The sequence below is a fragment of the Cellulomonas persica genome, from assembly GCF_007989825.1.
Taxonomy (GTDB): Bacteria; Actinomycetota; Actinomycetes; order Actinomycetales; family Cellulomonadaceae; genus Cellulomonas; species Cellulomonas persica.
In genome coordinates, this window is record NZ_BJUA01000012.1 from 83603 (window position 1) to 105149 (window position 21547).

Here is a 21547-nt window from a genome sequence, read left to right on the forward strand (position 1 = left end):
TCGTACCTGCGGCGGTCAGCCGCCCGCGAAGGGCGGCAGGACGTCGAGCGTCGCGCCCGCGGGCACGTCGTCGGAGGCCCCCACGCGGCGGCCGTCCGCCAGCAGCGCGCAGCGGCCCAGGATCGGCTCGAGCGCCGGGTGCCGGGTCAGCAACGCGGCGCGGACGGCGTCGCCGCTGCCCGCCGGGACCTGCTCGTCGTCGCGGCCCGCGGCCTCCGCGGCGGCGGCGAAGTAGCGCACCGTGATCACGCGCGCTCCTCGCCCCACGCCTGCGCCGCGGTCTCGACCCGCGCGAGGAGCGCCGCGATCTCGTCGGGCGTGCGCCCCGCGGCGGCCAGGCCGGCGACGAACATCGAGATCGGCACCGCGGGACGCGCGACCGAGTGCGCGACCTCGCCCGCGAGCGCCAGGATGCGGTCGACGTCCACGAGTGCCGGGTCGACGGTCAGGGTGCTCGCCAGGTGCTCGACCCACTCCGGCAGGTCGGCGCCCGGCCCACGACGAGGATCACTCACAGCGCGCTCCTTCACTCCCGGGGCTGATCCCCTGATCGTGCCATCGTCCGGGTGGACTTCCGCTCGCTCAGCGAGCGCTTCCCCACCCAGAGGGGCGCCGACCCGGCCCGCGGGCGTCGGGGCGCGCTCGGTGAAGGCGGGGCGTTGCGCGAGCGTGAGCTCCGCGTCCAGGCGGTGCACCGCGGGCCACGTGTCGGCGTCGGCCGCGGCACCGCCCGGGTCCGGGACGTCCGCGAACGTCAGGGGCGCGACGAGGCGGCGGACCGATGCGTCGCGCACCCCGCCCTGCCCGTCACGCAGGGCAGCGACCGCGCGGCGGAGCGCACCGAGCCGGTACGCCGCGACCAGGTGCTGCGGCCGGCCCTCGTCGTCCACGAGCCGAGCCCCGTCCACGTCAGGCCGCCGAGCGGCCGCGACGAGCGCCGGCACCGCCAGACCCGCGCGCGGCACGTCGCACGCCAGGACGACGACCACGTCGTCGGCGTCGCTCGCGGCCGTCGTGGCGCGCCTGTCCACGCCCCCCGGATCGCTCCCCTGTCCACCGGCTCGCTCGTGGTGCCGACGGTCCTGGTCCTCGCCGAGGGCTCCGTCGTCCGGTCCGGCGGGCGGCGTGTGCGCGGGATGCGCGTCGAGGGCCGCGACACCCGCGGCGATGCCCGCGACCGGGCCGCCGAGAGGCGGGTCCTCCAGCGCCATGAGCACGCCCGGGCGGACCTGGGCGTCGGGCGCGACGAGCACGCGTCGGCGGGCGCCCGCGACGGCCGCGAGCACGTGGTCGACGAGCGCGCGCCCCGCGACGACGACCTCGGGCTTCACCACCCCCGCCTCGGCACCCCCGAGCCGTCGTCCCGCACCGCCCGCGAGCACGATCGCGTCCCACGCGCCGCGCCCCTCGTCGGGACGCGGCTCGTGGGGACGGGGCTCGTCGGGCACGTCAGGACTCCCGGTGCCAGTCGCCCGACTTGCCGCCCGTCTTCGCCTCGAGCCGCACGTCCGCGATGCGCACGGACTTGTCGAGCCCCTTGACCATGTCGACGACCGCGAGCGCGGCGACGCTCACGGCGGTGAGCGCCTCCATCTCGACACCCGTGCGATCGGCGGTGCGGACGGTCGCGGCGATCCGGACGCCGTCGTCGTCGATCGACAGGTCCACGACCGCTCCGTGCACGCCGATCACGTGCGCGAGCGGCAGCAGCTCGGGCGTGCGCTTGGCCGCCGCGATGCCCGCGATCCGCGCGACCGCGAGCACGTCGCCCTTGGGGACGGACCCGTCGCGCAGCGCGGCGACGACCTCCGGCCCGCAGGCGACCAGGCCCGACGCGGTCGCGGACCGGACCGTCGGCTGCTTCTCGGTGACGTCGACCATGCGTGCGTGGCCGCTCGCGTCGAGGTGCGTGAACTCGCTCATGTCCAGAAGACCTCCAGGGTGTCGCCGGCGTGGACCTCGTCCACGTGGGCGGGCACGATCGCCAGTCCGTGCGCGAGCGCCAGCCGCGCGACGAGGTGGGAGCCCGACCCGCGCGCGGTGGCGCGGCTGACGCGTGGCCGGTCGCCGGCGGCGGGGGCCGGGCCGGCGGGCGCACCGTCGGTGGGCGTGCCGGCGGTGGGCGTGCCGGCGGTGGGCGTGCCGGCGGTGGGCATGCGGCGGACCGGCATGAGCTGTGCGCGGCCGGGCGGGGTGCGCCAGCCCTCGTCGGCCACCGCGAGCGTGCGCGGGCGTTCCACCTCGGCCAGGCCCAGCATCCGGCGGATCGCGGGCCGCACGAACACCTCGAACGACGCGTACGAGCTCACAGGGTTGCCGGGCAGCGTCCAGATCGGGGTGCCGCCGGGGAGTCGACCCAGGCCCTGCGGCTTGCCCGGCTGGACCGCGACGGGCACGAACTCGACCCCGGGCTCGTCGGCGAGCGCGGCCTTGACCACGTCGAACGCGCCCACGCTGACCCCGCCGGACGTCACGATCCCGTCGACGGTGCCGTGCTCGCCCGCGTCGAGCGCGACGAGCAGGCGGTGCAGCGCGTCGGCGTCGTCGGGGACCGGCCCGAGCCGCAGCGCGTCCGCGCCCGCGTCGCGCACGGCCGCCGCGAGCAGCCACGAGTTGGAGTCGGGGATCTGGCCGCGGCGCAGCTCGGCACCCGGCGGGACGAGCTCGTCGCCCGTCGAGACGACGGCGATCCGCGGGCGTCGGTGCACGACGAGGCTCGCGCGGCCCACCGAGGCCGCCGCGGCCACGTGCGCCGGACCGACGACGTCGCCCGCCCGCAGCACGGTGTCGCCTGCGACCGCGTCCTCGCCTGCTCGTCGGACGTGCGCCCCGGGCGTGACCGCCGCCCGCACCTCGACGTGCGTGCCGGGACCCGCCCACCGGTGGGCGGCCGGCTCGTGCGTCGTGGCGGCTCGCATCCCGTCGTCAGGGACGGTCGTCTGCTCGACGGGCACCACCGCGTCCGCACCGGGAGGCACGGGCGCACCGGTCATGATCCGGACCGCCGTCCCGGGGGCGACCACGGGCTCGTCGGGCGACCCCGCCGCGACGTCCGCGACGACGCGCAGCGCGACCGGGCCGTCCGCGCCCGCCGTCGCGACGTCCGCCGCGCGAACCGCGTAGCCGTCCATCGCCGAGTTGTCCCAGCGCGGGAGCGCCGACGGTGTGGTCACGTCGACCGCGAGCACCAGCCCCAGCGCGTCCAGCAGCGGGACCTCGATGGCCGGCAGCGGCGCCGCCAGCGCGAGCGTCGCCGCCCGGTGCTCGTCGAGCCCCCGCACGTGTACCCCTCTCGTCGTCGCCCGATCGTCCCACGCCCACACCCCCACGCGGCACGCCACCCAGCCCCGCACCGCGTGACGCTCCGCTGCCTCCCGCCGCGTGACGCTCCCCACCTCTCGCCGCGTGACGCTCGCCTCTCACGCCCGCGATCCGCCACATCGCATCGAGGCAGCGAGGGCCGTGCGCGACGGCTCAGGCCGGGGTGCGGGAGCGCCAGGCGACGATGCCGCCGGTCAGGCTCGACGCGTCGACACCCGCCGCGCGCAGCACCTGCGCCGCCGCGTGCGAGCGCGCCCCCGCGTGGCACACGACGACCACTCGCGGCCCGTGCGACCAGGCGCGCAGCGCGGAGCCGTCGAGCACCGTCGCGAGCGGCACGGGCACGGCACCGGGGAACGCGGCGGCGGCGATCTCGTGCGGCTCGCGCACGTCGACGACGACGACCTCGTCGTCCGGGTCCGCGAGGCGCGCCGCGAGCTCGTCGACCCCGACGAGCGGCACGTCGTCGTCGCCCCCGGCCGACCCGGTGCTCGGCGAGGGACGTGCGACCGCGACCGCCTCGGGCCATCGCGCCGCCCGCGCTCTCGGTGCTCCCGGAGGCGACGAGGCGGCCGCGCGTGATGACGGCGCGAGCGGGACCTCGGTCCACCGCGAGCGCAGCGCGTCGAGCACGAGCACCCGGCCGATCAATGGCTCGCCCAGCCCGCACACGAGCTTGAGCACCTCCGTCGCCATGAGCGACCCGACCTGACCGCACAGCGCACCGAGCACGCCGGCCTCCGCGCACGAGGGCACCTCGTCGGGCCGCGGCTCGACCGGGAACAGGTCCCGCAACGTGACGCCGCCGCCGGGCGCCGCGGACCAGAACACCGAGACCTGCGCGTCGAACCGCAGCACCGAGCCCCACACCACGGGGATGCCGAGCTCGGCGGCCGCGTCGCTGACCAGGTAGCGCGTCGGGAAGTTGTCGGTGCCGTCGACGACGAGGTCGTACCCGCCGAGGATCTCGGTCGCGTTGTCGCTGGTCAGGCGCACGGGGTGCGGGACGACGACGATGCTCGGGTCCAGGTCGTGCACCGCGTCGCGGGCCGAGTCCACCTTGGACCGCCCCACGTCCGACGAGCCGTGGATGACCTGTCGCTGCAGGTTCGACACGTCGACGACGTCGTCGTCCACGATCCCGAGCGTCCCCACGCCCGCCGCGGCGAGGTACTGCAGCACGGGCGCGCCGAGGCCACCGGCACCGAGTACGCACACGCGCGCGGACCGCAGGCGGCGCTGCCCGACGAGCCCGATCCCCGGCAGCAGCAGGTGCCGCGAGCCGCGGGCCATCTGCTCCGCGGTCAGCTCCGCCACCGGCTCGACGAGCGCTGGAATCCCCACACCCCCAACCTACGTCCCGCCGACCCCAGCGATCGCTCCGGCCACCGCGCCCCCTCCTGGAGCACACGCCGGCGGCGGTGCGTCGGGTGACGTGGCTGGGTCAGTCGAAGTCGAGCAGGTCGCCCAGCCACGACTCACGCTTCTTCTTGCGGCGGTAGCGAGGGTCGTCGTAGCGAGGGTCCGACGACCCGTAGCGCGTCCGCTCGTCGTAGCGCGCGTCGTCGGGCCGGCGTCCGTAGCCGCGCTCGTCGTACCCGCGCTCGTCGCGGCGAGGCTCCGCGAAGCGCGGGTCGGGGTAGGCGGCGCGCGTGTCGCCGGGCGGCGTGCCGTAGGCCGGGGCGGGCGGCGCTGCGGTGGGCGGGACGGCGGACCCGGGGACGGGGGTCGACGACGCCGCCTGCGCGGCGGCTCGGTCGAGGATCTTGTCGAGCTCGCCGCGGTCGAGCCACACGCCACGGCAGCTCGGGCAGTAGTCGATCTCGACGCCCTGCCGTTCGGACATCACGAGCTCGGCCTGGTCGACGGGGCACTTCATGGCGCGCTCCTGAGAGGTAGGTCAGCTGACGTCACACCAACGAGCGACCACCGCGCGGCGTGCCCGCTTCGTCGGACCCAGGCTCCGAGGTCCGCGGTGCGCCGTCCGCTCGCCGCGCGCAGCGCACGGGCTACAGGGTGTGCTGCCAGGCGACGATGCGGTCGACCGCCTCGCGGACCACCTCGACCGACGACGCGAAGGACAGCCGCACGTACCGCGACCCGTCGACCGGGTCGAAGTCGGTGCCGGGCGTGAGGGCGACGCCCGCCTCGTCGAGCAGGCGGGCGCACCAGGTGATCGAGTCGAGCCCCGACGCGGACACGTCGCCGTACAGGTAGAACGCGCCGTCGGCGGGTGCGACGTGCGTCCACCCGAGCTCCGGCAGCCGCGAGAGCAGCAGCTCGCGCGCACCCGCGTACCGCTCGACGTTCTCACGCGCGGCGGCCATGCCCTCCGGGGAGAACGCGGCGACGCCCGCGTGCTGCGCGAGCGCGGGCGGGCACAGCGCGACGTTGCCCGCGAGGGCGTCGACGGGCGCGACCAGGTCGTCGGGCAGGACGAGCCAGCCGAGCCGCCAGCCCGTCATCGCCCAGTACTTGGAGAACGAGTTCACGACGACCGCGCCGTCGTCGAGGTAGCGCGCGGCGGTCGCGACCTCGGCGTCGGTGTAGGTGATGCCGTGGTAGATCTCGTCGCTCACGAGGCGCACGCCGTGCTCGCCGCACCAACGGGCGAGGGCCGCGAGCTCGTCGGCGTCGATCATGGTGCCGGTCGGGTTCGCGGGTGACGCGACGACGAGCCCGTCGAGCGGCTGCGCGGCGTGCGCGGCCTCGAGCATCGCGACGGTCGGCTGGAACCGGGTCTGCGGGCCGGCGGGCAGCTCGACGACCTCGCACCCGAGCGCCGCGAGGATGTTCGTGTACGCGGGGTACCCGGGCCGGGCGAGCGCGACGCGGTCGCCGACGTCGAACGCCGCGAGGAACGTCAGCATGAACCCGCCCGACGAACCCGTGGTCACCGCGATGCGCGCGGGGTCGAGCGTGACGCCGTACCAGCTGCCGTAGTGCGCGGCGATCGCGGCGCGCAGCCCCGGCGCACCGAGCGCCTCGGTGTAGCCGAGGTCGCCGCCGGTCAGCAGCTCGACGGCGCGCTGCCGCACCACGTCCGACGCGCCCGTCGCGGGCTCACCCGCGCAGAGGTTGAGCACGTCCTCGCCGGCGGCTCGCCGGGCGTTGGCGGCGGCGATGATCTCCATGACGGCGAACGGCGGCACGTGCGCGCGGGAGGCAACCTTCACGCCCCCATCCTGCCGTCCCACCCCCTGCCCGTGCCCGCCCCGCTCACACTCGTCGCACCACTCGCAGCCGCGGCGCCCGCGTCCGTCCGCGCGGTCGTCGACGCGGGGTGAGGGCGGGCGCGGTGGGTCAGGGGTGGAGGGTGGTGCGCAGGTGGGTCAGGACGCCGTCGGCGGCGGCCTCGATCTGGGTGAGGCAGTCCTCGAAGTCCTGCATGCCGCCGTACCAGGGGTCGTCGAGGTCGAGCACGTGCTCGGGCTCGCCCGGGCCGACGACGGGCGCGGCCGGGTCGAAGCGGCGCAGCAGGACGATGCGGTCGGCGGCGGCGGGCTCGGCCATGCGGCGCAGCGTGCGGGCGTGCTGCGCGGTCGCGACGAGGACGAGGTCGCGCGAGGCCAGCTCGGTCGCCGTGATGCGGTGCGCGCGGTGGCCGTCACCGGTCGGGTAGCCGCGGGCGGCGAGCACCGAGCGGGCGCGGCGGTCGACCGGGTTGCCGTGCTCCTCGTCGGACACGCCGGAGGAGTCGACGACGACCTCGTCGGCCAGACCCGCGGCCTCGAGCCGCTGCCTCAGGACGATCTCTGCCATGGGTGACCGGCAGATGTTGCCGGTGCACACCGTCATCACGCGATAGGTCACGCCGCACATCCTGGCGCACGGCCAGCACGACCGGGTTCCCACCGGCGCGTGCGCTGAGGACATGCGCACCCGACATGGGCAGACGACGCGCCCCGGCGCGCCGGGGGGCTCGCGGCGAGGCCGACGCGCGTCCGGGAGACGCCCGCCTCCACCTCGGCTTGACATCCCCTGTGACCGGCAGCAATCTGTGGGGACAGCGCCGGTGACACGAGTCAACGGACATTGCAGTCATGACCCGCTGCAGGTCGGCAGACCTGGCGCCTCGATGCGGAGGCGCACGTCGCAGGCGTTGTGAACCGGTGACCGACCCTCACCGCTGCTCTCTCGGTCCGCCGCCCCGCAACGTCGCGCGGAGTCGGACCGATCCTGTCCGACGCCGTCCCCCTGACGGCCGTCGGTGACCAGTGCTGCCCGACGACGTCGTCCGGCAGCCGAGAAACGGAGACTGCCGGATGCCTGCCCACGTCGATCCGTCGCGCGCCCGCGCCGCCCGGATACCCGACCGCCGTGTCGTCGTCGCGCTCGTCGCCGCCGCCGCGCTCGTCGTCTCGCTGCTCCAGGCCGTGGCGATGTCGCCGCGCGCGCAGGCCGCGAGCGTCGGGTCCGGCAGCTACGCCGACTCGATCCCGGCCGGGGGCGCAGTCCCCACCGAGTGCAACAACACGCCGATCACCAACCCGCGTGCGCACGTGACGAGCAACTTCCCCGCCGGTGCGATCCCGACGAACGACTGGTGGACGTCGCTGCTGTGGCGCAAGTTCGACTGCTCGTCGATCTCCGAGAACCTCATGGCGCACCCGGCGGCGTTCCACGCGTTCACGAACGGCCTCGGGATGAGCTACCCGACGAACCCGAGCATCTCCGGGACGGCCACGGGCGTCTCCGAGTACCACTACTCCTACGCGGAGGACGTGCGGATCGGCATCGCGGGCCTCACCGCCGACGGGAAGGTCGACGGCTACTCGGACTGGACGGTGAGCGAGCTGTGGAGCAGCGGCGGCAACAGCCTGCGCACCACGTTCGGCCACGGCCTGCCGTTCGTGTACGCGACGAAGACCGGCGGCAACGCGACGCTCACGACGACCGGCACCCCCACGGTGTGGAGCAACGCGAACGGCGCGGTCGGGTTCACGGTGAACGGCCACGACTACGCGGCGTTCGGCCCGTCCGGGTCCACGTGGTCCGTGTCCGGCACGACGATCAGCTCGTCGCTCAACGGTGGCTCGTTCTTCTCCGTGGCGGTGCTCCCCTCGACCGGCAGCGCATCCGGCCGCACGGCGGCGCTCGCGGCGTACGCGCCGTACGCGCACAACCACGTGACGGGCACCCAGGTCTCGTGGTCGTACGACGAGGCCAGCGCCAAGCTCACCGCGACGTACACGTTCACGACGACCGCCAAGCAGGGCAACGGCACGGGCACGGTCTTCGCGCTGTACCCGCACCAGCGCGACCAGCTCGCGGGCACGAACCTGTCCAGCTACTCGTACGTCTCGCCGCGCGGCCCGATGCGGGTCGCGATCGGCGCGTCGAAGTTCACGACCGTCACGCCGTTCAACGGGGTGCTCCCGCAGCTCGCGAACACCGGCTTCACGTCCGGTGCGGACGTCGCCCAGCTCAACGGCTACGTCGACGAGGTCGCCTCGAAGGACCCGTTCGCGGGCTTCGGCGAGGACACCTACTGGACGGGCAAGGCGATCGGCCGCGCCACGCAGGTCGCGCAGATCGCGAACCTGACGGGCAACACCGGCGCGCGTGACGCGCTCCTCAGCAAGGTCAAGGCGCGCCTGACCGACTGGATGACCGCCTCGCCGGGCGAGACGCAGCGGCTGTTCGCGTACGACCAGAAGTGGGGCACGCTCATCGGCTACCCCGCCTCGTACGGCTCGGACACCGACCTCAACGACCACCACTTCCACTACGGCTACTACGTGGTGGGGGCCGCGACCGTCGCGCAGTTCGACCCGTCGTGGGCCGCGACCTCCGCGTACGGCGGCATGGTCAACACCGTCATCAAGGACGCCGCGAACTGGGACCGCAGCGACACGCGCTTCCCGTTCCTGCGCGACTTCGACATCTACGCCGGCCACGACTGGGCCGCCGGGCACGGCGCGTTCGGTGCGGGCAACAACCAGGAGTCGTCGTCGGAGGGTATGAACTTCGCCAGCGGGCTCATCCAGTGGGGTCAGGCCACGAACAACAAGACGGTCCGCGACCTGGGCATCTACCTCTACACGACGCAGGCCTCGGCCATCGAGAACTACTGGTTCGACACCGACGACGAGGCGTTCCCCGCCGCGTTCGGCCACTCGACGGTCGGCATGGTCTGGGGCGACGGCGGCGCCTACGCCACGTGGTTCAGCGCCGAGCCGGAGATGATCCAGGGCATCAACCTGCTGCCTTCGACGGCTGGTCACCTGTACCTGGGCTACGACCCGGCGTACATCAGCCGGAACCTCGCCGAGCTCGAACGCAACAACGGCGGCCCGGCCACGGTCTGGAAGGACATCCTCTGGGAGTTCCAGGCCCTGGCCGACGCCCCGACCGCTCTCGCGCAGTTCCGTGCGCAGGCGGGCTCGTACGCGATCGAGGAGGGCGAGTCGAGGGCCCACACCTTCTACTGGCTCAAGAACCTCGCCGGCCTCGGGACCGTCGACCGGTCGGTGACCGCGGACACCCCGCTGCACGCGGTGTTCGTCAAGGACGGGAAGCGGACCTACCAGGCCGCGAACATGGGCTCGTCGGCCATCACGGTGACGTTCTCGAACGGCGTGAAGCTGACCGTCCCGGCCCGTTCGGTCGCGAGCTCGACGGGCGGCGCGAACCCGACCCCGACGCCCACTGCGACTCCCACGCCGACGCCCACGCCGACCCCCACGCCGACGCCGAGCCCGACCACCACGCCGAGCCCCACGCCGACGCCGACGCCGAGCCCGACGCCGACGCCCGGCACGAGCATCCCGGCGACGTCCCGGATCCAGGCCGAGGCGTACACCGCGGCCACCGCGGTCGCCGTCGAGCCGACGGAGGACCTCGACGGCGGGTCGAACGTCGGCTGGCTGTCCAACGGTGACTGGCTGCGCTTCGACCGGGTCGACTTCGGCAGCACGCCGAAGAGCCAGTTCGTCGCCCGGGTGGCCTCGGGTGCGATCAACGGCGCGAGCGGGCTCGTGCAGGTGCGGCTCGGCAGCCCGACCGCGGCACCGGTCGGGAGCTTCGCGATCGCGAACACCGGCGGCTGGCAGGCGTGGCGCACCGTCCCGGCGAACATCACGCCGGTCACGGGCACCCACACCGTGTACCTCACGTTCGACTCCGGCCAGCCGGCGGACTTCGTGAACGTCAACTGGTTCACGTTCTCGTGAGCTGACGGTCCGACGAACGACGCGCCACCCCGGGTGCACGAGCCGGGGCGGCGCGCCCGCACGACGAACCACTCGTCGATCGCAAGCTGCTCGACTGCAGGGCCTCCGCCGGCCGCACCCGGCGGAGGCCCTGCCCTCGTCCGCCAACGCGTGACCTGGTCCGACGCGCGTCGTCCGGCACACCCGCCGTCCGGGGCGTCGTCACGGCGCTGCTTGGCTGCCGCGCCGCAAGCACGCCCGACGCGTCGTCGTCCGGTGCGTGGTCGTCCGGTGCGTGCTCGTCGTCCGCGCGCGGTCACGGCCCGTGGTCACAGCCCGCGGTCACCTGCGGGCGGGGTCGTCGTCAGGTCGACGCGCGTTCCAGGACGTGGAAGACGTCGTCGGGCCGGGCCGGAGGCTCGAGCGACGGGTCGAGCGCGGCGAGCACGGACCCCGCGAGGTAGTCGGCCTGCGCGTCGATCGCCTGCCAGACCGTCGTGAGCGCGGGCACGGCCAGGCGCGCGACGGGGATGTCGTCGACGCCGATCACCGCCAGATCGCCCGGCACGTCCAGACCCTCGGCGGCCGCGCCGGCGAGGACCGCGAGCGCGACCTCGTCGTTGTAGGCCGCGACCGCGGTGACGGGCTCCCCCGCCTCGCGCCACGCGCGCACGGCCGCGACCGCGGACTCGACCGTCAGGTCCACGCGCGCCAGCCGGGGCGCGGGCAGGCCGAGACGCGCGCACTCGTGACGCACACCCGCGAGACGACGGTCCGCGAACGCGGCCAGGCGGTCGTCGGCCGGTGCGGCGTACGCCACGGCGCGGTGCCCGCGGGAGACGAGGTGCTCGACCTGCAGGCGACCGATGGCCTGCTGCGGCACGACGAACGTCTCCGGGTGCGGGTCCTCGTCGAGCGCCGAGCCGATCACCGCGATCCCCGCCCGGGCCATGGCACGCGCGTCGGCGGCGTCGAACGGCGACAGCCCGAGCACGGCGCACGGCGTCACCGCGCGCCACAGCTCGGCGAGTGGCCGCGACCCCCGGTCGATGTGCACGAGCACCGACAGGCCGTGCTGCGCGAGCGACATCGTGACGTGGTCGATGAGCGTGTCGAGCAGCGGGCCGATCGTCCAGTCCGGCACGACGCACAGCACCAGGTCGCTGCGCCCCGACCGCAGCGCCCGCGCGGCCGCGGACGGCGTGTAGCCCAGCCGGTTCGCGGCATCGAGCACACGACGGCGCGTCGCGTCGGTGATCACGACGCCGGGCTTCTCGTTGAGCACGTAGCTCACGGTGGTGCGGGAGACGCCGCTCTCACGGGCGACATCAGCACTGGTGACCCGCACGGCTCCCCTCCTCGCGACCCTGCACGGACTGCGGACGATCGTAGCCCTGATCAGGCAGGACACCCCGGTGCGGGCACCCCCACGGGAGGGTGATCTCGGGGCCTCGTCGGCCGGTCTCCGCGCCGCCGCCCGACCCCGGTCCGGGGGGCTCGCGGCACCCGGCCACGACGGGGTTCGCGGACGCGACCTGGGCACTGTGCACCCCGTCGTGTACGCTGGCGGAGCGTTCATGTCGCGGGAGGTCTCCCGCTGCGCTCTTCGGTTCAGCATCGAAGCAGGACCGCGAGCCCGATTCACCTTTGAGAAGCACCCACCCCGACGAACGCGCGGGGCGCGAGAGTAGTCAGCATCTTCACCAGTCTTGATCCCCTGTCCCAGACAGGTCCCCGGCCCGCAGCACCACGCTGGCGCCAGGCCGACGAGGACCTTTGGGTCGCCACCATCGCCGACGAGTACGCGGGCCTGGCCCAGCGGACTGCCGATGGTCTGCGCGTCAGCGACCGCTTCACGCGGCCGCTCGGCGTCGTCGCCACCTGGGCGGCGGCCGACGCGCTGCTGGTCCCCCACCGCGGGACCCGTCCCCACCCGCGTGCTCGTCGAGTGCGCGCCATCACCCGTCCGCGCCCCCCGAGGCGCGGCGAGCGAGGTCGCGCCCGCGACCACGCCCCTCGAACGAGAGAAGACATCATGGCCACCGGCACTGTGAAGTGGTTCAACGCTGAGAAGGGCTACGGCTTCATCGCCCCGTCCGACGGCTCCGCCGACGTGTTCGCGCACTACAGCGCGATCCAGTCCTCCGGGTTCCGCTCCCTCGAGGAGAACCAGCAGGTCGAGTTCGACGTCGCTCAGGGCCCCAAGGGCCCGCAGGCGGAGAACATCCGCCCGCTCTGAAGCCAGACCCCCGGAGCCAGTCACCTGGCCCCGGACCGAAGGGGCCGTGCCACCCGCACGGCCCCTTCGTCGTCCCCAGGCAGCCCCACCTCAGCCCGAGCGCGGTAGATCCGGCGCGAGCGCGGGCCCACGAGCACCGCGCTCGCACCCCAACACCCGCGCTCGATGCGCCGGCCCGGCCGCGGTGCGATCGCTCGGGCGCACGCCTGCGATCGTGCCAAGCCGCTCGCACGTCGACGTCGCCCCGCGCGAGCGCGGTTGACCAGGCGCGAGCGCGGTAGATCCGGCGCGAGCGCGGGCCTACACGGACCGCGCTCGCACCCCACCGCCCGCGCTCGCGTGCCCGCGCGCGACGGGGAACGGGGCGCGCGGAGGTCGCGCCGAGAGCACAACACCCGCGCTCGCTGGGCGAGGCGCGGGTGTTGGTGGAGCGGTTGGGTCAGACGCGGCGGTACTGCGCGACCATGCCGCACTCGAACGTGTCGCGGGCCGCGAGGCCGACCTCGTTGAGGTAGCGCACGACGATCGCGTACGAGCGGAACAGCGACGTCTCGGCGTACGGGACGTCGAGCTCGCGGCACTGCTCGCGCACCAGCTGTCGGGCCTTCGCCAGCTGCGGCCGCGGCATGCTCGGGAACAGGTGGTGCTCGATCTGGTAGTTGAGCCCGCCCATGAGGCTCGTCGCCCACCAGCCGCCCCGGACGTTGCGGGACGTGCGCACCTGCTTGGAGAAGAAGTCGAGCTTCGCGTCACGCCCGATGACGGGCATGCCCTTGTGGTTCGGGGCGAACGACGCACCCATGTAGACGCCGAACACGGCGAGCTGCACGCCGACGAACGCGAACGCCATCCCGATCGGCAGCAGCCAGAACACCGGGATCCAGAACGCGGCGAACCGCACCGCGATGAGCACGATCTCCTGCCAGCGCTTGTCGACCTTCTCGCGGCCGAGCAGGTGCTGCAGGCCGAGGCGGTGCAGGTTGAGGCCCTCGAGGGTGAGCAGCGGGAAGAACAGCCAGCCCTGGCGGCGCGTGATGAGGCGGCGCAGGCCGGTCGCGGTCGCGGCGTCCTCCTCGACGAACGAGATCGTGTCGATCTCGATGTCGGGGTCCTTGCCGACCTTGTTCGGGTTGGCGTGGTGGCGGTTGTGCTTGTTCTCCCACCAGGACAGGCTCACGCCGACGACGCCGCACGCGAGGATCCGCGCGAGCCGGTCGTTGGCGCGCCCGCCGGCGAGCACCTGCTTGTGCGCGGCCTCGTGCGTGAGGAACGCGGTCTGCGTCAGGAGCACGCCGAGGCCCGCGGCGATCAGCAGCTGGAACCAGCTGTGACCGAGCAGGACGAACCCGGCCAGCGCGCCGGCGAACCCGGCGAGCAGCACCGCTCCGACGCCGCCGTAGAACCCGTAGGCCCGGCGCAGCAGCCCGCGCTCGCGGACGACGGAGGCGACCTGCGTGTACGCGTGGGTGAGGTGGGGGAAGGTGGTGGAGCGAGCGACGGTGGGGCGGAAGCCCTCGGGCAGCCGACTCGCGGAGGTCGCTGCGCCCGTGCTCGAGCTCGCGAGGGACGAGATCGCGGGGGACGTGGGTGTCGTCGTCGGTGTGGCGATGGTGCACCTGCCAGGGGGTCGTGGATGCCCGCGTGGCGGGCGTCGATGCCAAGGGCGGGTGCCGATCGCCTCCCCACCGTACCCCGCGCACGCGTCGGGGGCAGGGGCGTCTCGCGGAGGTCGTGTGTGGGACCTCGGTCCTAGCGTGGGGACGTGCTTGCCGCCGAGGTCGTCCGCCACCGGCTCGAGACCCAGCACCTGCGGGGTCCTCGGGCGTCCGGTCCGGTCCAGGCCGTCGCCGACCTGCTGGCCGTGCAGGGGCAGGAGCTTCCGGTCGCGCGGTGGTCGCTCGGGCAGCGGTGCGCGGGTGCGTCGGACGACGAGGTGCGTCGCGCGCTCGACGACGGCGCGCTCCTGCGCACGCATGCGCTGCGCACCACGTGGCACCTGCTCACGCCTGACGACCTGCGCTGGGTCCTGGCGCTCACGTCCCCGCGCGTGCAGCGGCAGTGCGCCGCTCGCTACCGCGAGCTCGGGCTGGACGACGAGACGCTGGCCCGCACCGACGCCCTCGTCGCGCGCGTCGTCGAACGGCTGACGCCCGCGGCTCACCCGACGCGCGCGGAGCTCGCCGCGGCCCTCGCTGCGGAGGGGTTCGAGGTCACGAACGACCGCGTGTCGTTCGTCGTGATGCACGCCGAGCTCGAGGGCGTGCTGGTGAGCGGCCGGGCGCGCGGCACGGTGCACACCTACGCGTCGGCCGACGAGCGCGCGCCAGGCGAGGTGGAGCTGTCCGGCGACGACGCGCTCACCGAGCTGGTGCGGCGGTTCCTCGTCGGGCACGGGCCGGCCGCCGTCCGCGACGTCGCGTGGTGGGCGAGCCTCACGCTGACCCAGGTCCGACGAGGTCTGGCCGGGCTCGGGGACGCCGTCGAGCGGGTCGAGGTCGACGAGCAGGAGCTGTGGTGGCTCCCGCGGGACCTACGCGCACCCTCGTCGGGCGCCGGTCCGCGGGTCGACGTCCTGCAGGCGTACGACGAGGCGTTCGGCGCGTTCACCGCGACACGTGCGCTCGTCGACCCGGCGGGCCTGCTCGCGCGGCGGCCGACGGACTACGCGTCGCTGCACGTGCTGCTGATCGACGAGCAGCTCGCGGGGTGGTGGCAGCGCCGCGTCGAGCGCTCCGTGATCGAGGTGCGCCTGCACCCGGCGCGCGAGCTCACCGACGCCGAGCACCACGCCGTGCTCGCGGCGTTCCAGGACTACGCGCAGTTCGCGGGCCAGGAGGTCCACGTGACCGTCGGCTGACTGCGGGCATGGGACAGCCCGTGGGCCGGTACCCCTGACGGGGCCCTGCCGCGAGGGACGAGTTCGCGGCTCCCACGGGCTGCGGTGACTGCTGGAGATTCGCTCGCCGCCCTGCCGGGTCCTGATGATCCGGCTGGGCTCTGCGGGCGGACCATGCAATCCGTCCGAAGTGCTCGGGCGACTAGCGAGCAGCCACCTCACGCGTCCTGGAGTACTTCATCTCTCGGACCACCTCCTTCCCGTGTGTCCTCGACGCTACGCCTGTCCCCCGCGCGCGCCCACCTTTATTACGGGTGCAGGACCAGCGGGCGGATCTCGGCGTCCTCGTTGAGGGTGTCGGCGATCAGGGCGGCCAGGTCGTCGACGTCCGTCGTGGCGACCAGGTACAGGCCGCCGACGATCTCGGTGGTCTCGCCGAACGGGCCGTCGGACACGCTCGTCGTCGTGCCCGCTCGTCGTCGCACGACCTTCCCCAGGGCGGTCGGCCCGAGCTCCTCACCGCGCACGATCGTGTGGCCGCGCTCGGCCGCGAGCGCCGTGAACCGGACGTGCGCGGCGGAGTTCGCCGCGAGCTCGTCGTCCGTGCGGGCCTCCCACGCGCGCTCGTCGCCGCGCAGCAGCACCAGGTGCGTCGCCGTCGTCATGTCGTCCTCCCGGAAGGTGCGGGCCCGTCCCGCTCTCGTCGAGGTGACGGGGCTGCCGCTGCGCGTTCGACAGTACGGGCGATCCGACCGCTCCCGGGGCGCCGAGGTGGCAAGGTGAGGGACGTGATGCTCAAGAGCCGGTCCGACGTGACGGCGATGCGCCCCGCGGGGAAGTTCGTCGCGGGCGTGCTGTCGTCGCTGCGGGACGTCGCGAAGGTCGGGATGACGCTGCAGGCGCTCAACGACCACGCGCACCGCATGATCGACGACGCCGGCGCGCACTCGGTGTACCTCGGGTACCACCCGTCGTTCGGCGCGATCCCGTACCCGGGCGTGCTGTGCACATCGGTCAACGACGCCGCGCTGCACGGCCTGCCGTCGCCGTACGTGCTGCAGGACGGCGACGTGCTGTCCATCGACTTCGCGGCACAGGTGCAGGGGTGGGTCGCGGACTCGGCGATCACGTTCCAGGTCGGGTCGACGACGCTCGAGGCGCAGCGGCTCATCGACACGACCGAGCGCGCGCTGCACGCCGGGATCGCGGCGGCCAAGGTCGGTGGGCGCATGGGCGACATCTCCGCGGCGATCGGAGAGGTCGGCCACCGGGCCGGTTACGGCATCAACACCGACTTCGGCGGGCACGGCGTGGGCCGCACCATGCACGAGGACCCGCACGTCCCGAACGACGGCCGTCGCCGCAGCGGCCACAAGCTGCAGGACGGGCTCGTCATCGCGATCGAGCCGTGGTTCATGGCGGGCGGCGACGAGTACGTCGTGGACCCCGACGGCTGGACGATCCGCTCGGCGGACGGGTCGCTCGCCGCGCACTTCGAGCACACCGTCGCGCTGACGAAGGACGGCACGGTCGTCCTGACGGCGCGGGACTGACGGAAGGGACCGACGTGGGGGGCACGGACAGCTACGACTCGGGCGCCAGGCCGTACGACCTGCCGGAGACCAGCCCGTACGGCACGCCGGCCGTCGGTCCTCCGACGCCCGTGTACGGCACGCCGCCGGTCGGCGCCGGCGGCGTGGTGCCCGTCCACCCGGTCCCGCCGCAGGACATGGCCGTCTACCCGCCGGCGGCGACGACCCCACCCCCGCCGTGGGCGACGCTGCGCACGAACCAGGTGCAGGTGTCCGGCGGAGGCATCGCGGTCGCGTGGATCGTCACGTTCTTCTCGAGCCTCTACATGCTGCCGTGGGCGATCGCCATGACCCGCGGCAAGGCCGACCGGTGGGGCATCTTCTGGCTCAACTTCCTGACCGGCTGGACAGTCGTCGGCTGGATCTGGGCGTTCATCTGGTCGTGCCTGCCGCACCGCGTGATCCAGGCCGGTCCCGTGCCGGTGCCGCCGGGCTGGTACCCGCTCGCGAACGGCCGTCACGCGTTCTGGGACGGGACGCGCTGGACAGGTCACGTGGCCTGACTGGCGCCTCGGGCGTCGGGCGGCCGACGCGCGTCGGGGGCGTCGGGCGTCCGACGCGCGTCGCGGGCGTCAGCCGTCAGACGAGCGTGCGACAGCCTCCGCGAACGTCCGACGACCCGTCGCGTGCTGCGGCGTGAGCTGGTGCCCCGCGCGGAACGCGGCGAACGACCTGCCCGGCAGCCGCACGTGGACGGTCCGCCGCCGACGACCCGTCGCCTGCTCGAGCGACGCGACCACCTCGTCGGCCGTGAGCACCTGCGGCCCGCCCATGTCCTCGACGCGCCCCGACGGCCCCGCCTCGACGAGGTCGACGAGCCTCGCCGCGACCTCGTCCACGTCGACGGGCTGCAGGCTCGTGCCGCTCGGCAGGAACGTGACCGGTCCGAGCGTCATGCGGTCCAGCAGCAGCGAGACGAACGGGTGGAACTGCGTGGTGCGCAGGATCGTCCACGGCACCTCGCCGGCCTCGATCAGCTCCTCGACCTGCCGCTTGGCGCGGTAGTACGAGTACGGGATCGCGTCGACCCCGACGATCGAGATGTAGACGAGGTGCTCCACCCCCGCTCGGCGTGCGGAGATCAGCAGTCGCGCCGCGGCCTCGACGTCTCGCTCGGGCTTGCGCGGTTCGCTCGCACAGTGCACGACGACCGCGACGCCGGCCAGCGCGTCGTCGATCCCCTCCCCCGTCACCAGGTTCCCGACGACGTGCTCGACGCCTGCCGCACCGGCACCCGGCCGGCGGCTGAGCATCCGCACCGTGCGCCCTCGTCGGACGAGCTCGGCGACCACCCGGCTCCCGAGCGTCCCTGTCCCACCGGTCACCAGCACGGGTGCGTCGTCGGCCATCCGGCCATCCTGCCCGGTCCCCGGGGGACACCGCACCGGTTCCTCCGGCGGCCCTCCGCGCGCCGCCCGGGACGGATCGCGGTGGACAAGGCACCCCGTCGATCGTGCTAGCCTTCTGCAGCGCGCGCGAGTGGCGGAACGGCAGACGCGCTGGCTTCAGGTGCCAGTGTCCGAAAGGGCGTGGGGGTTCAAATCCCCCCTCGCGCACACAGGCTTGTTCGGGTTATCCGGGCAGGTGAGATTGGCTAACTCCCGGTCGAGGACTCCTCGGCCGGGAGTTCGTCGTTTCTGGCCCTGACCTGCGGCTTTGCTGTCACGCTAGCGTGCTAGGCACCACCCGGCACGCCCCTGGCGCCGTTGCTCGGGAACGCCGACCAGCCCGCCGACGCTGGGGTCGGCGGGCTGGTGGCCTCTTGCTATGGGGTTGGACGGCGACGGATCGCTAGGCCGGCGGTGGCAGGTCCTCGTCACGGAAGGACACCGTCGTCACGGCGACGTCGGAGGTCCGCCGACGCCGTGCGTTTCGACGCCGCGACAGGAGCGAGTCAGGCTTCTGCCCGGGGATCTCGCCGCGCACGATCCGCTCGTGCAGAGCCAGCACTCGCGGCTTGCGCTTGCGGTGTCCGTGCACCTCGGCCCAGTTCGGGTCGGTGGTGTCGCCGATGGCCGTGAGCCACGGGTCGGCGAGCAGCCGCTTGACGTGCCAGTCACGGTTCTGGCGGACGTTGATTCCGAGGAGCGCGAACGTCGCGAGAGCGTGGTTCTTCGGAGCGCCGAGCACGCGTGTGAAGAACCGGTCGAGTGTGATGCCGCGGTTGGTCCGGGCGTCGGAGTTCAGCTCCTCGATCGCGACCCGGCGCGCGTAGGAGGCGGCGTGCGCGGTCGTGCCCCACAGAGGGCTGAGCTGCCGGTTCCAGGCCTGCTCGTCCACGGGCAGGACCTTGGTGCCTGAGCAGCCGCAAGACGGCTTTCCGTCCTTGCCGACGCCCTTGACGCAGTTCGTTATCGGACGGTTGTAGGGGAGCGACATCGACTCCGGGTTGTTGACGCAGCGAACCGTCTTGCGCAGGGCAGGTCCGCGGACACGCTGGGAGCCGGTGACTGGATCTGCTTCGCCCTGAGTGCCGTAGGCGAAGGGGACGCGCTGGTCGTACTTCTCGCGTAGCTCGATCTTGTCCTGCACGCTTATGCCGATGTCGAAGCCGGGCAGGTCGATGAGGTGGGTCGGCAGCGCGTCTGAGAACAGGCCGCCATCGACCCAAATCGTGTGCGGGATCGGCCCCGGTCGCATTCCGCGCTGAGCCTTGTGCAGGTCGAAGACCGAGTTGATGTGTCGCGCTGCGAGCTGGAGTGCCCAGGACTCGGGCTTGAGGTAGGAGTAGCCGCGATCGTTGAGAACCGTGCGGACGTCGACGAGCCCTTCGAGCGAGTCGAGCAGGGCAAGGCCCGCGGCGGCCTTGCTTGAGCCGGCCGGAGCCGTCGCGAGACCGACCGCGAGGTGAGGCCCGGACGCCTCTCCAAGCTCGGCGACGGCCGTCGCGATGTGCTCGTCAAGACCGACGAACACGCCCTTCTTGTTGAGGTTCTTCCCGGAGCGGTAGCCCTCGCGAGCGTCGGGGTCCCACGTGTGCCGTGCGCGCCCGTCAGCGCCTCGTACGGGCCACTGGTGATCGACGCGGCTATTGGCTGAGTCGACGCTGTCCTCCGTGGCCTCTTCGGCGCCGTCGGACGTGTCGATGTCCGGAAGTCTGTGCCACGACTTGCGTGCTGCCCAGGTCTCGAAATCGGTGGAGTCGATGGCGAACACCGTCGTATTCGGTGCCGTGCCGGGCGGGTATCCCGACGCGAGCAGCAGCAGTGCGGCGAACCGCTCGCGCGAGATCGGTCGACCGCCCTCGCATCCCTCGGGGCAGGGGTGGACGACGCCTGTGCGGCGGTCCACGACGAGCGGGTGGGTGTGGGCCGTGACGATCCGGCCGCTCTCCAACTCAGCGGTGAACCGGTCGAGTCCGTCGGTGAGCTGGTCGTAGGAGACCGACGAGGGGAGGTGGCCGTTCGCTGCCATCGAGGTCGCGACCCGCGCGACCTTGGTGATGAGCATGTCCGTGCCGAGGATTCCGGCTGTCGCGAAGACGACGAGGATCATGCGCCACGTCGCCTTGCGCGGGCGCCCGACGGCGGACGTGAGCGACCACTCGAGCGCGTCAGCGAGGCCTGTGCGGTCAATGATGGCCTCGGCGATCTTCACGGCCTGCCCCAGGTCGTAGTCACAGGCGTTCACGACATGCTTGGGCAGGGGTGCGAGCATCACGCTGGAGATCACTTGACGCCACCGATCAGACGACGCAGGTCGGTCGCGGATCGCTGAGGGATGAACCTCGCGAGGTCCTCGAACCCGTTGGTGGTCTCACGTCCCGCGAGGTCCATGAGCTCCGAGATCCGCACGCCGGCGACCGTGAGCGTGACCATCCACGAGATGCGCAACCGCCTCGAAGTGAAGCGTGGCGCACCGCGCGGGATCTGCTCGCCGGCGAGCACGCTGGCGGTCCAGTTCCGCGACGGTGCCCGGTCGGAGAACATCGGCCGGTCCGGGTAGCGGGCAGCGAGTTCGAGCAGGTCGTCGCGCGCGCAACCGAGCACAGGGACCGTCCGCGCGTTCGCACCGGGGACGTCGACGACCGCGACGCCGTCGACGACCCGGACCGCGTCTCCGGGCAACGTCCCGAACTCGGGTCCCTGCAGTCCGGCTCCGTACGAGAGGCACCAGACCGTCAGCGCCGCGCGCCGGCGCGCCTCGGTGCCCTGTGTTGAGGCGATGGCGTGGAGCCACTCGACCTCGTGCTCGTCGTAGGGGTCCGAGAGCGCCTTGCGCGCGTGCTTCGTCGGGGGCGGTGCCCATCCGACTCTGGGGTTGGTGCGCTTGGCGATGCGATGAAGAGCCGAACCATAGGAGGCCTTCGAGTGTCCGGACAGGTGCTTCATGCCGGTGGCGAGGAAGTGCTCGACGTGATCCGGGACGCACAGCTGCCTGAGGTTGCCGAAGTCGAGTCCACGCT

At 73.4% G+C, this 21547-nt stretch carries 19 protein-coding genes and 1 tRNA gene; 6 read left to right on the forward strand and 14 right to left on the reverse strand.

What is annotated here, in order from left to right; genetic code table 11:
* Positions 1 to 15: 15 nt before the first annotated feature.
* The 8 genes from CPE01_RS12585 to CPE01_RS12620 all read right to left on the reverse strand — a co-directional run bounded on the left by CPE01_RS12585 (position 16) and on the right by CPE01_RS12620 (position 7134).
* Positions 16 to 249 (reverse strand): MoaD/ThiS family protein, encoded by a 234-nt coding sequence (locus CPE01_RS12585; protein WP_146807159.1) that lies wholly within the window; start codon positions 247 to 249, stop codon positions 16 to 18.
* The gene (locus tag CPE01_RS16810) at positions 246 to 1448 is read right to left on the reverse strand and encodes a DUF6457 domain-containing protein (protein ID WP_246783922.1); all 1203 of its coding nucleotides are present in this window, start codon (positions 1446 to 1448) and stop codon (positions 246 to 248) included. Before CPE01_RS16810 ends, CPE01_RS12585 begins: the two co-directional genes overlap by 4 nt.
* Position 1449: 1 nt before the next feature.
* Positions 1450 to 1923, reverse strand: a complete 474-nt coding sequence (gene moaC / locus CPE01_RS12595) for a cyclic pyranopterin monophosphate synthase MoaC (RefSeq protein ID WP_146807160.1) — start codon at positions 1921 to 1923, stop codon at positions 1450 to 1452.
* Positions 1920 to 3281, reverse strand: coding sequence for a molybdopterin molybdotransferase MoeA (locus CPE01_RS12600; RefSeq protein WP_146807161.1), 1362 nt, complete (start codon positions 3279 to 3281; stop codon positions 1920 to 1922). The genes moaC and CPE01_RS12600 overlap by 4 nt, the downstream gene beginning before the upstream one ends.
* Positions 3282 to 3474: 193 nt before the next feature.
* Positions 3475 to 4665 (reverse strand): ThiF family adenylyltransferase, encoded by a 1191-nt coding sequence (locus CPE01_RS12605; protein WP_146807162.1) that lies wholly within the window; start codon positions 4663 to 4665, stop codon positions 3475 to 3477.
* 100 nt (positions 4666 to 4765) lie between these two features.
* On the reverse strand, positions 4766 to 5200 hold the full coding sequence (locus CPE01_RS12610; protein ID WP_146807163.1) for a TFIIB-type zinc ribbon-containing protein: 435 nt from the start codon (positions 5198 to 5200) through the stop codon (positions 4766 to 4768).
* 130 nt (positions 5201 to 5330) lie between these two features.
* Entirely contained in the window at positions 5331 to 6497 is a 1167-nt protein-coding gene (locus tag CPE01_RS12615; protein WP_146807164.1) for a pyridoxal phosphate-dependent aminotransferase, read from the reverse strand.
* Positions 6498 to 6624: 127 nt separating this feature from the next.
* Positions 6625 to 7134 (reverse strand): low molecular weight protein-tyrosine-phosphatase, encoded by a 510-nt coding sequence (locus CPE01_RS12620; RefSeq protein WP_246783923.1) that lies wholly within the window; start codon positions 7132 to 7134, stop codon positions 6625 to 6627.
* Positions 7135 to 7586: 452 nt separating this feature from the next.
* Between CPE01_RS12620 and CPE01_RS12625 the strand changes: the two genes are divergently transcribed.
* Positions 7587 to 10496 carry a glycosyl hydrolase gene (locus CPE01_RS12625; protein ID WP_146807165.1) on the forward strand — a complete coding sequence of 970 codons (2910 nt, stop codon included), beginning with the start codon at positions 7587 to 7589 and terminating at the stop codon, positions 10494 to 10496.
* Between the two features lie 343 nt (positions 10497 to 10839).
* Here the strand turns inward: CPE01_RS12625 and CPE01_RS12630 are convergent, their stop codons facing one another.
* A complete protein-coding gene (locus CPE01_RS12630) occupies positions 10840 to 11823 on the reverse strand; it encodes a LacI family DNA-binding transcriptional regulator (RefSeq protein WP_246783924.1) in 984 nt (327 codons plus the stop codon).
* A gap of 687 nt (positions 11824 to 12510) precedes the next feature.
* Between CPE01_RS12630 and CPE01_RS12635 the strand changes: the two genes are divergently transcribed.
* Positions 12511 to 12714 carry a cold-shock protein gene (locus CPE01_RS12635; protein ID WP_048343508.1) on the forward strand — a complete coding sequence of 68 codons (204 nt, stop codon included), beginning with the start codon at positions 12511 to 12513 and terminating at the stop codon, positions 12712 to 12714.
* 439 nt (positions 12715 to 13153) lie between these two features.
* Here CPE01_RS12635 and CPE01_RS12640 read toward each other — a convergent pair whose 3' ends face one another.
* On the reverse strand, positions 13154 to 14236 hold the full coding sequence (locus CPE01_RS12640) for a fatty acid desaturase family protein (RefSeq protein WP_246783929.1): 1083 nt from the start codon (positions 14234 to 14236) through the stop codon (positions 13154 to 13156).
* 240 nt (positions 14237 to 14476) lie between these two features.
* Between CPE01_RS12640 and CPE01_RS12645 the strand changes: the two genes are divergently transcribed.
* Positions 14477 to 15571, forward strand: coding sequence for a winged helix DNA-binding domain-containing protein (locus tag CPE01_RS12645; RefSeq protein ID WP_146807167.1), 1095 nt, complete (start codon positions 14477 to 14479; stop codon positions 15569 to 15571).
* 287 nt (positions 15572 to 15858) lie between these two features.
* Here the strand turns inward: CPE01_RS12645 and CPE01_RS12650 are convergent, their stop codons facing one another.
* A complete protein-coding gene (locus CPE01_RS12650) occupies positions 15859 to 16215 on the reverse strand; it encodes a YciI family protein (RefSeq protein ID WP_146807168.1) in 357 nt (118 codons plus the stop codon).
* A gap of 126 nt (positions 16216 to 16341) precedes the next feature.
* Here CPE01_RS12650 and map point away from each other — a divergent pair, with 126 nt between their 5' ends.
* Complete coding sequence (gene map / locus CPE01_RS12655) at positions 16342 to 17103, forward strand: type I methionyl aminopeptidase (protein ID WP_146807189.1); 762 nt, start codon at positions 16342 to 16344, stop codon at positions 17101 to 17103.
* Positions 17104 to 17117: 14 nt separating this feature from the next.
* The gene (locus tag CPE01_RS12660; RefSeq protein WP_246783925.1) at positions 17118 to 17645 is read left to right on the forward strand and encodes a superinfection immunity protein; all 528 of its coding nucleotides are present in this window, start codon (positions 17118 to 17120) and stop codon (positions 17643 to 17645) included.
* A 69-nt stretch (positions 17646 to 17714) separates the two neighbouring features.
* Here the strand turns inward: CPE01_RS12660 and CPE01_RS12665 are convergent, their stop codons facing one another.
* On the reverse strand, positions 17715 to 18491 hold the full coding sequence (locus tag CPE01_RS12665) for an SDR family oxidoreductase (protein ID WP_146807169.1): 777 nt from the start codon (positions 18489 to 18491) through the stop codon (positions 17715 to 17717).
* 124 nt (positions 18492 to 18615) lie between these two features.
* Here CPE01_RS12665 and CPE01_RS12670 point away from each other — a divergent pair.
* Positions 18616 to 18698, forward strand: a tRNA-Leu gene (locus CPE01_RS12670).
* 235 nt (positions 18699 to 18933) lie between these two features.
* On the opposite strand, the gene CPE01_RS12675 is transcribed toward CPE01_RS12670, so the two are convergent.
* Positions 18934 to 20814 carry a hypothetical protein gene (locus tag CPE01_RS12675; RefSeq protein ID WP_186811528.1) on the reverse strand — a complete coding sequence of 627 codons (1881 nt, stop codon included), beginning with the start codon at positions 20812 to 20814 and terminating at the stop codon, positions 18934 to 18936.
* The coding region (locus CPE01_RS16490; protein WP_186811529.1) for a hypothetical protein at positions 20811 to 21547 on the reverse strand (737 nt) is incomplete at its 5' end. The genes CPE01_RS12675 and CPE01_RS16490, both read right to left, overlap by 4 nt.

Coding starts and splice junctions, on each gene's coding strand:
- moaC (WP_146807160.1), bottom strand. CDS start 1,923: ATGAGCGAGTTCACGCACCTCGACGCGAGCGGCCACGCACGCATGGTC.
- CPE01_RS12650 (WP_146807168.1), bottom strand. CDS start 16,215: ATGACGACGGCGACGCACCTGGTGCTGCTGCGCGGCGACGAGCGCGCG.
- map (WP_146807189.1), top strand. CDS start 16,342: ATGCTCAAGAGCCGGTCCGACGTGACGGCGATGCGCCCCGCGGGGAAG.
- CPE01_RS12665 (WP_146807169.1), bottom strand. CDS start 18,491: ATGGCCGACGACGCACCCGTGCTGGTGACCGGTGGGACAGGGACGCTC.
- CPE01_RS12610 (WP_146807163.1), bottom strand. CDS start 5,200: ATGAAGTGCCCCGTCGACCAGGCCGAGCTCGTGATGTCCGAACGGCAG.
- CPE01_RS12625 (WP_146807165.1), top strand. CDS start 7,587: ATGCCTGCCCACGTCGATCCGTCGCGCGCCCGCGCCGCCCGGATACCC.
- CPE01_RS12635 (WP_048343508.1), top strand. CDS start 12,511: ATGGCCACCGGCACTGTGAAGTGGTTCAACGCTGAGAAGGGCTACGGC.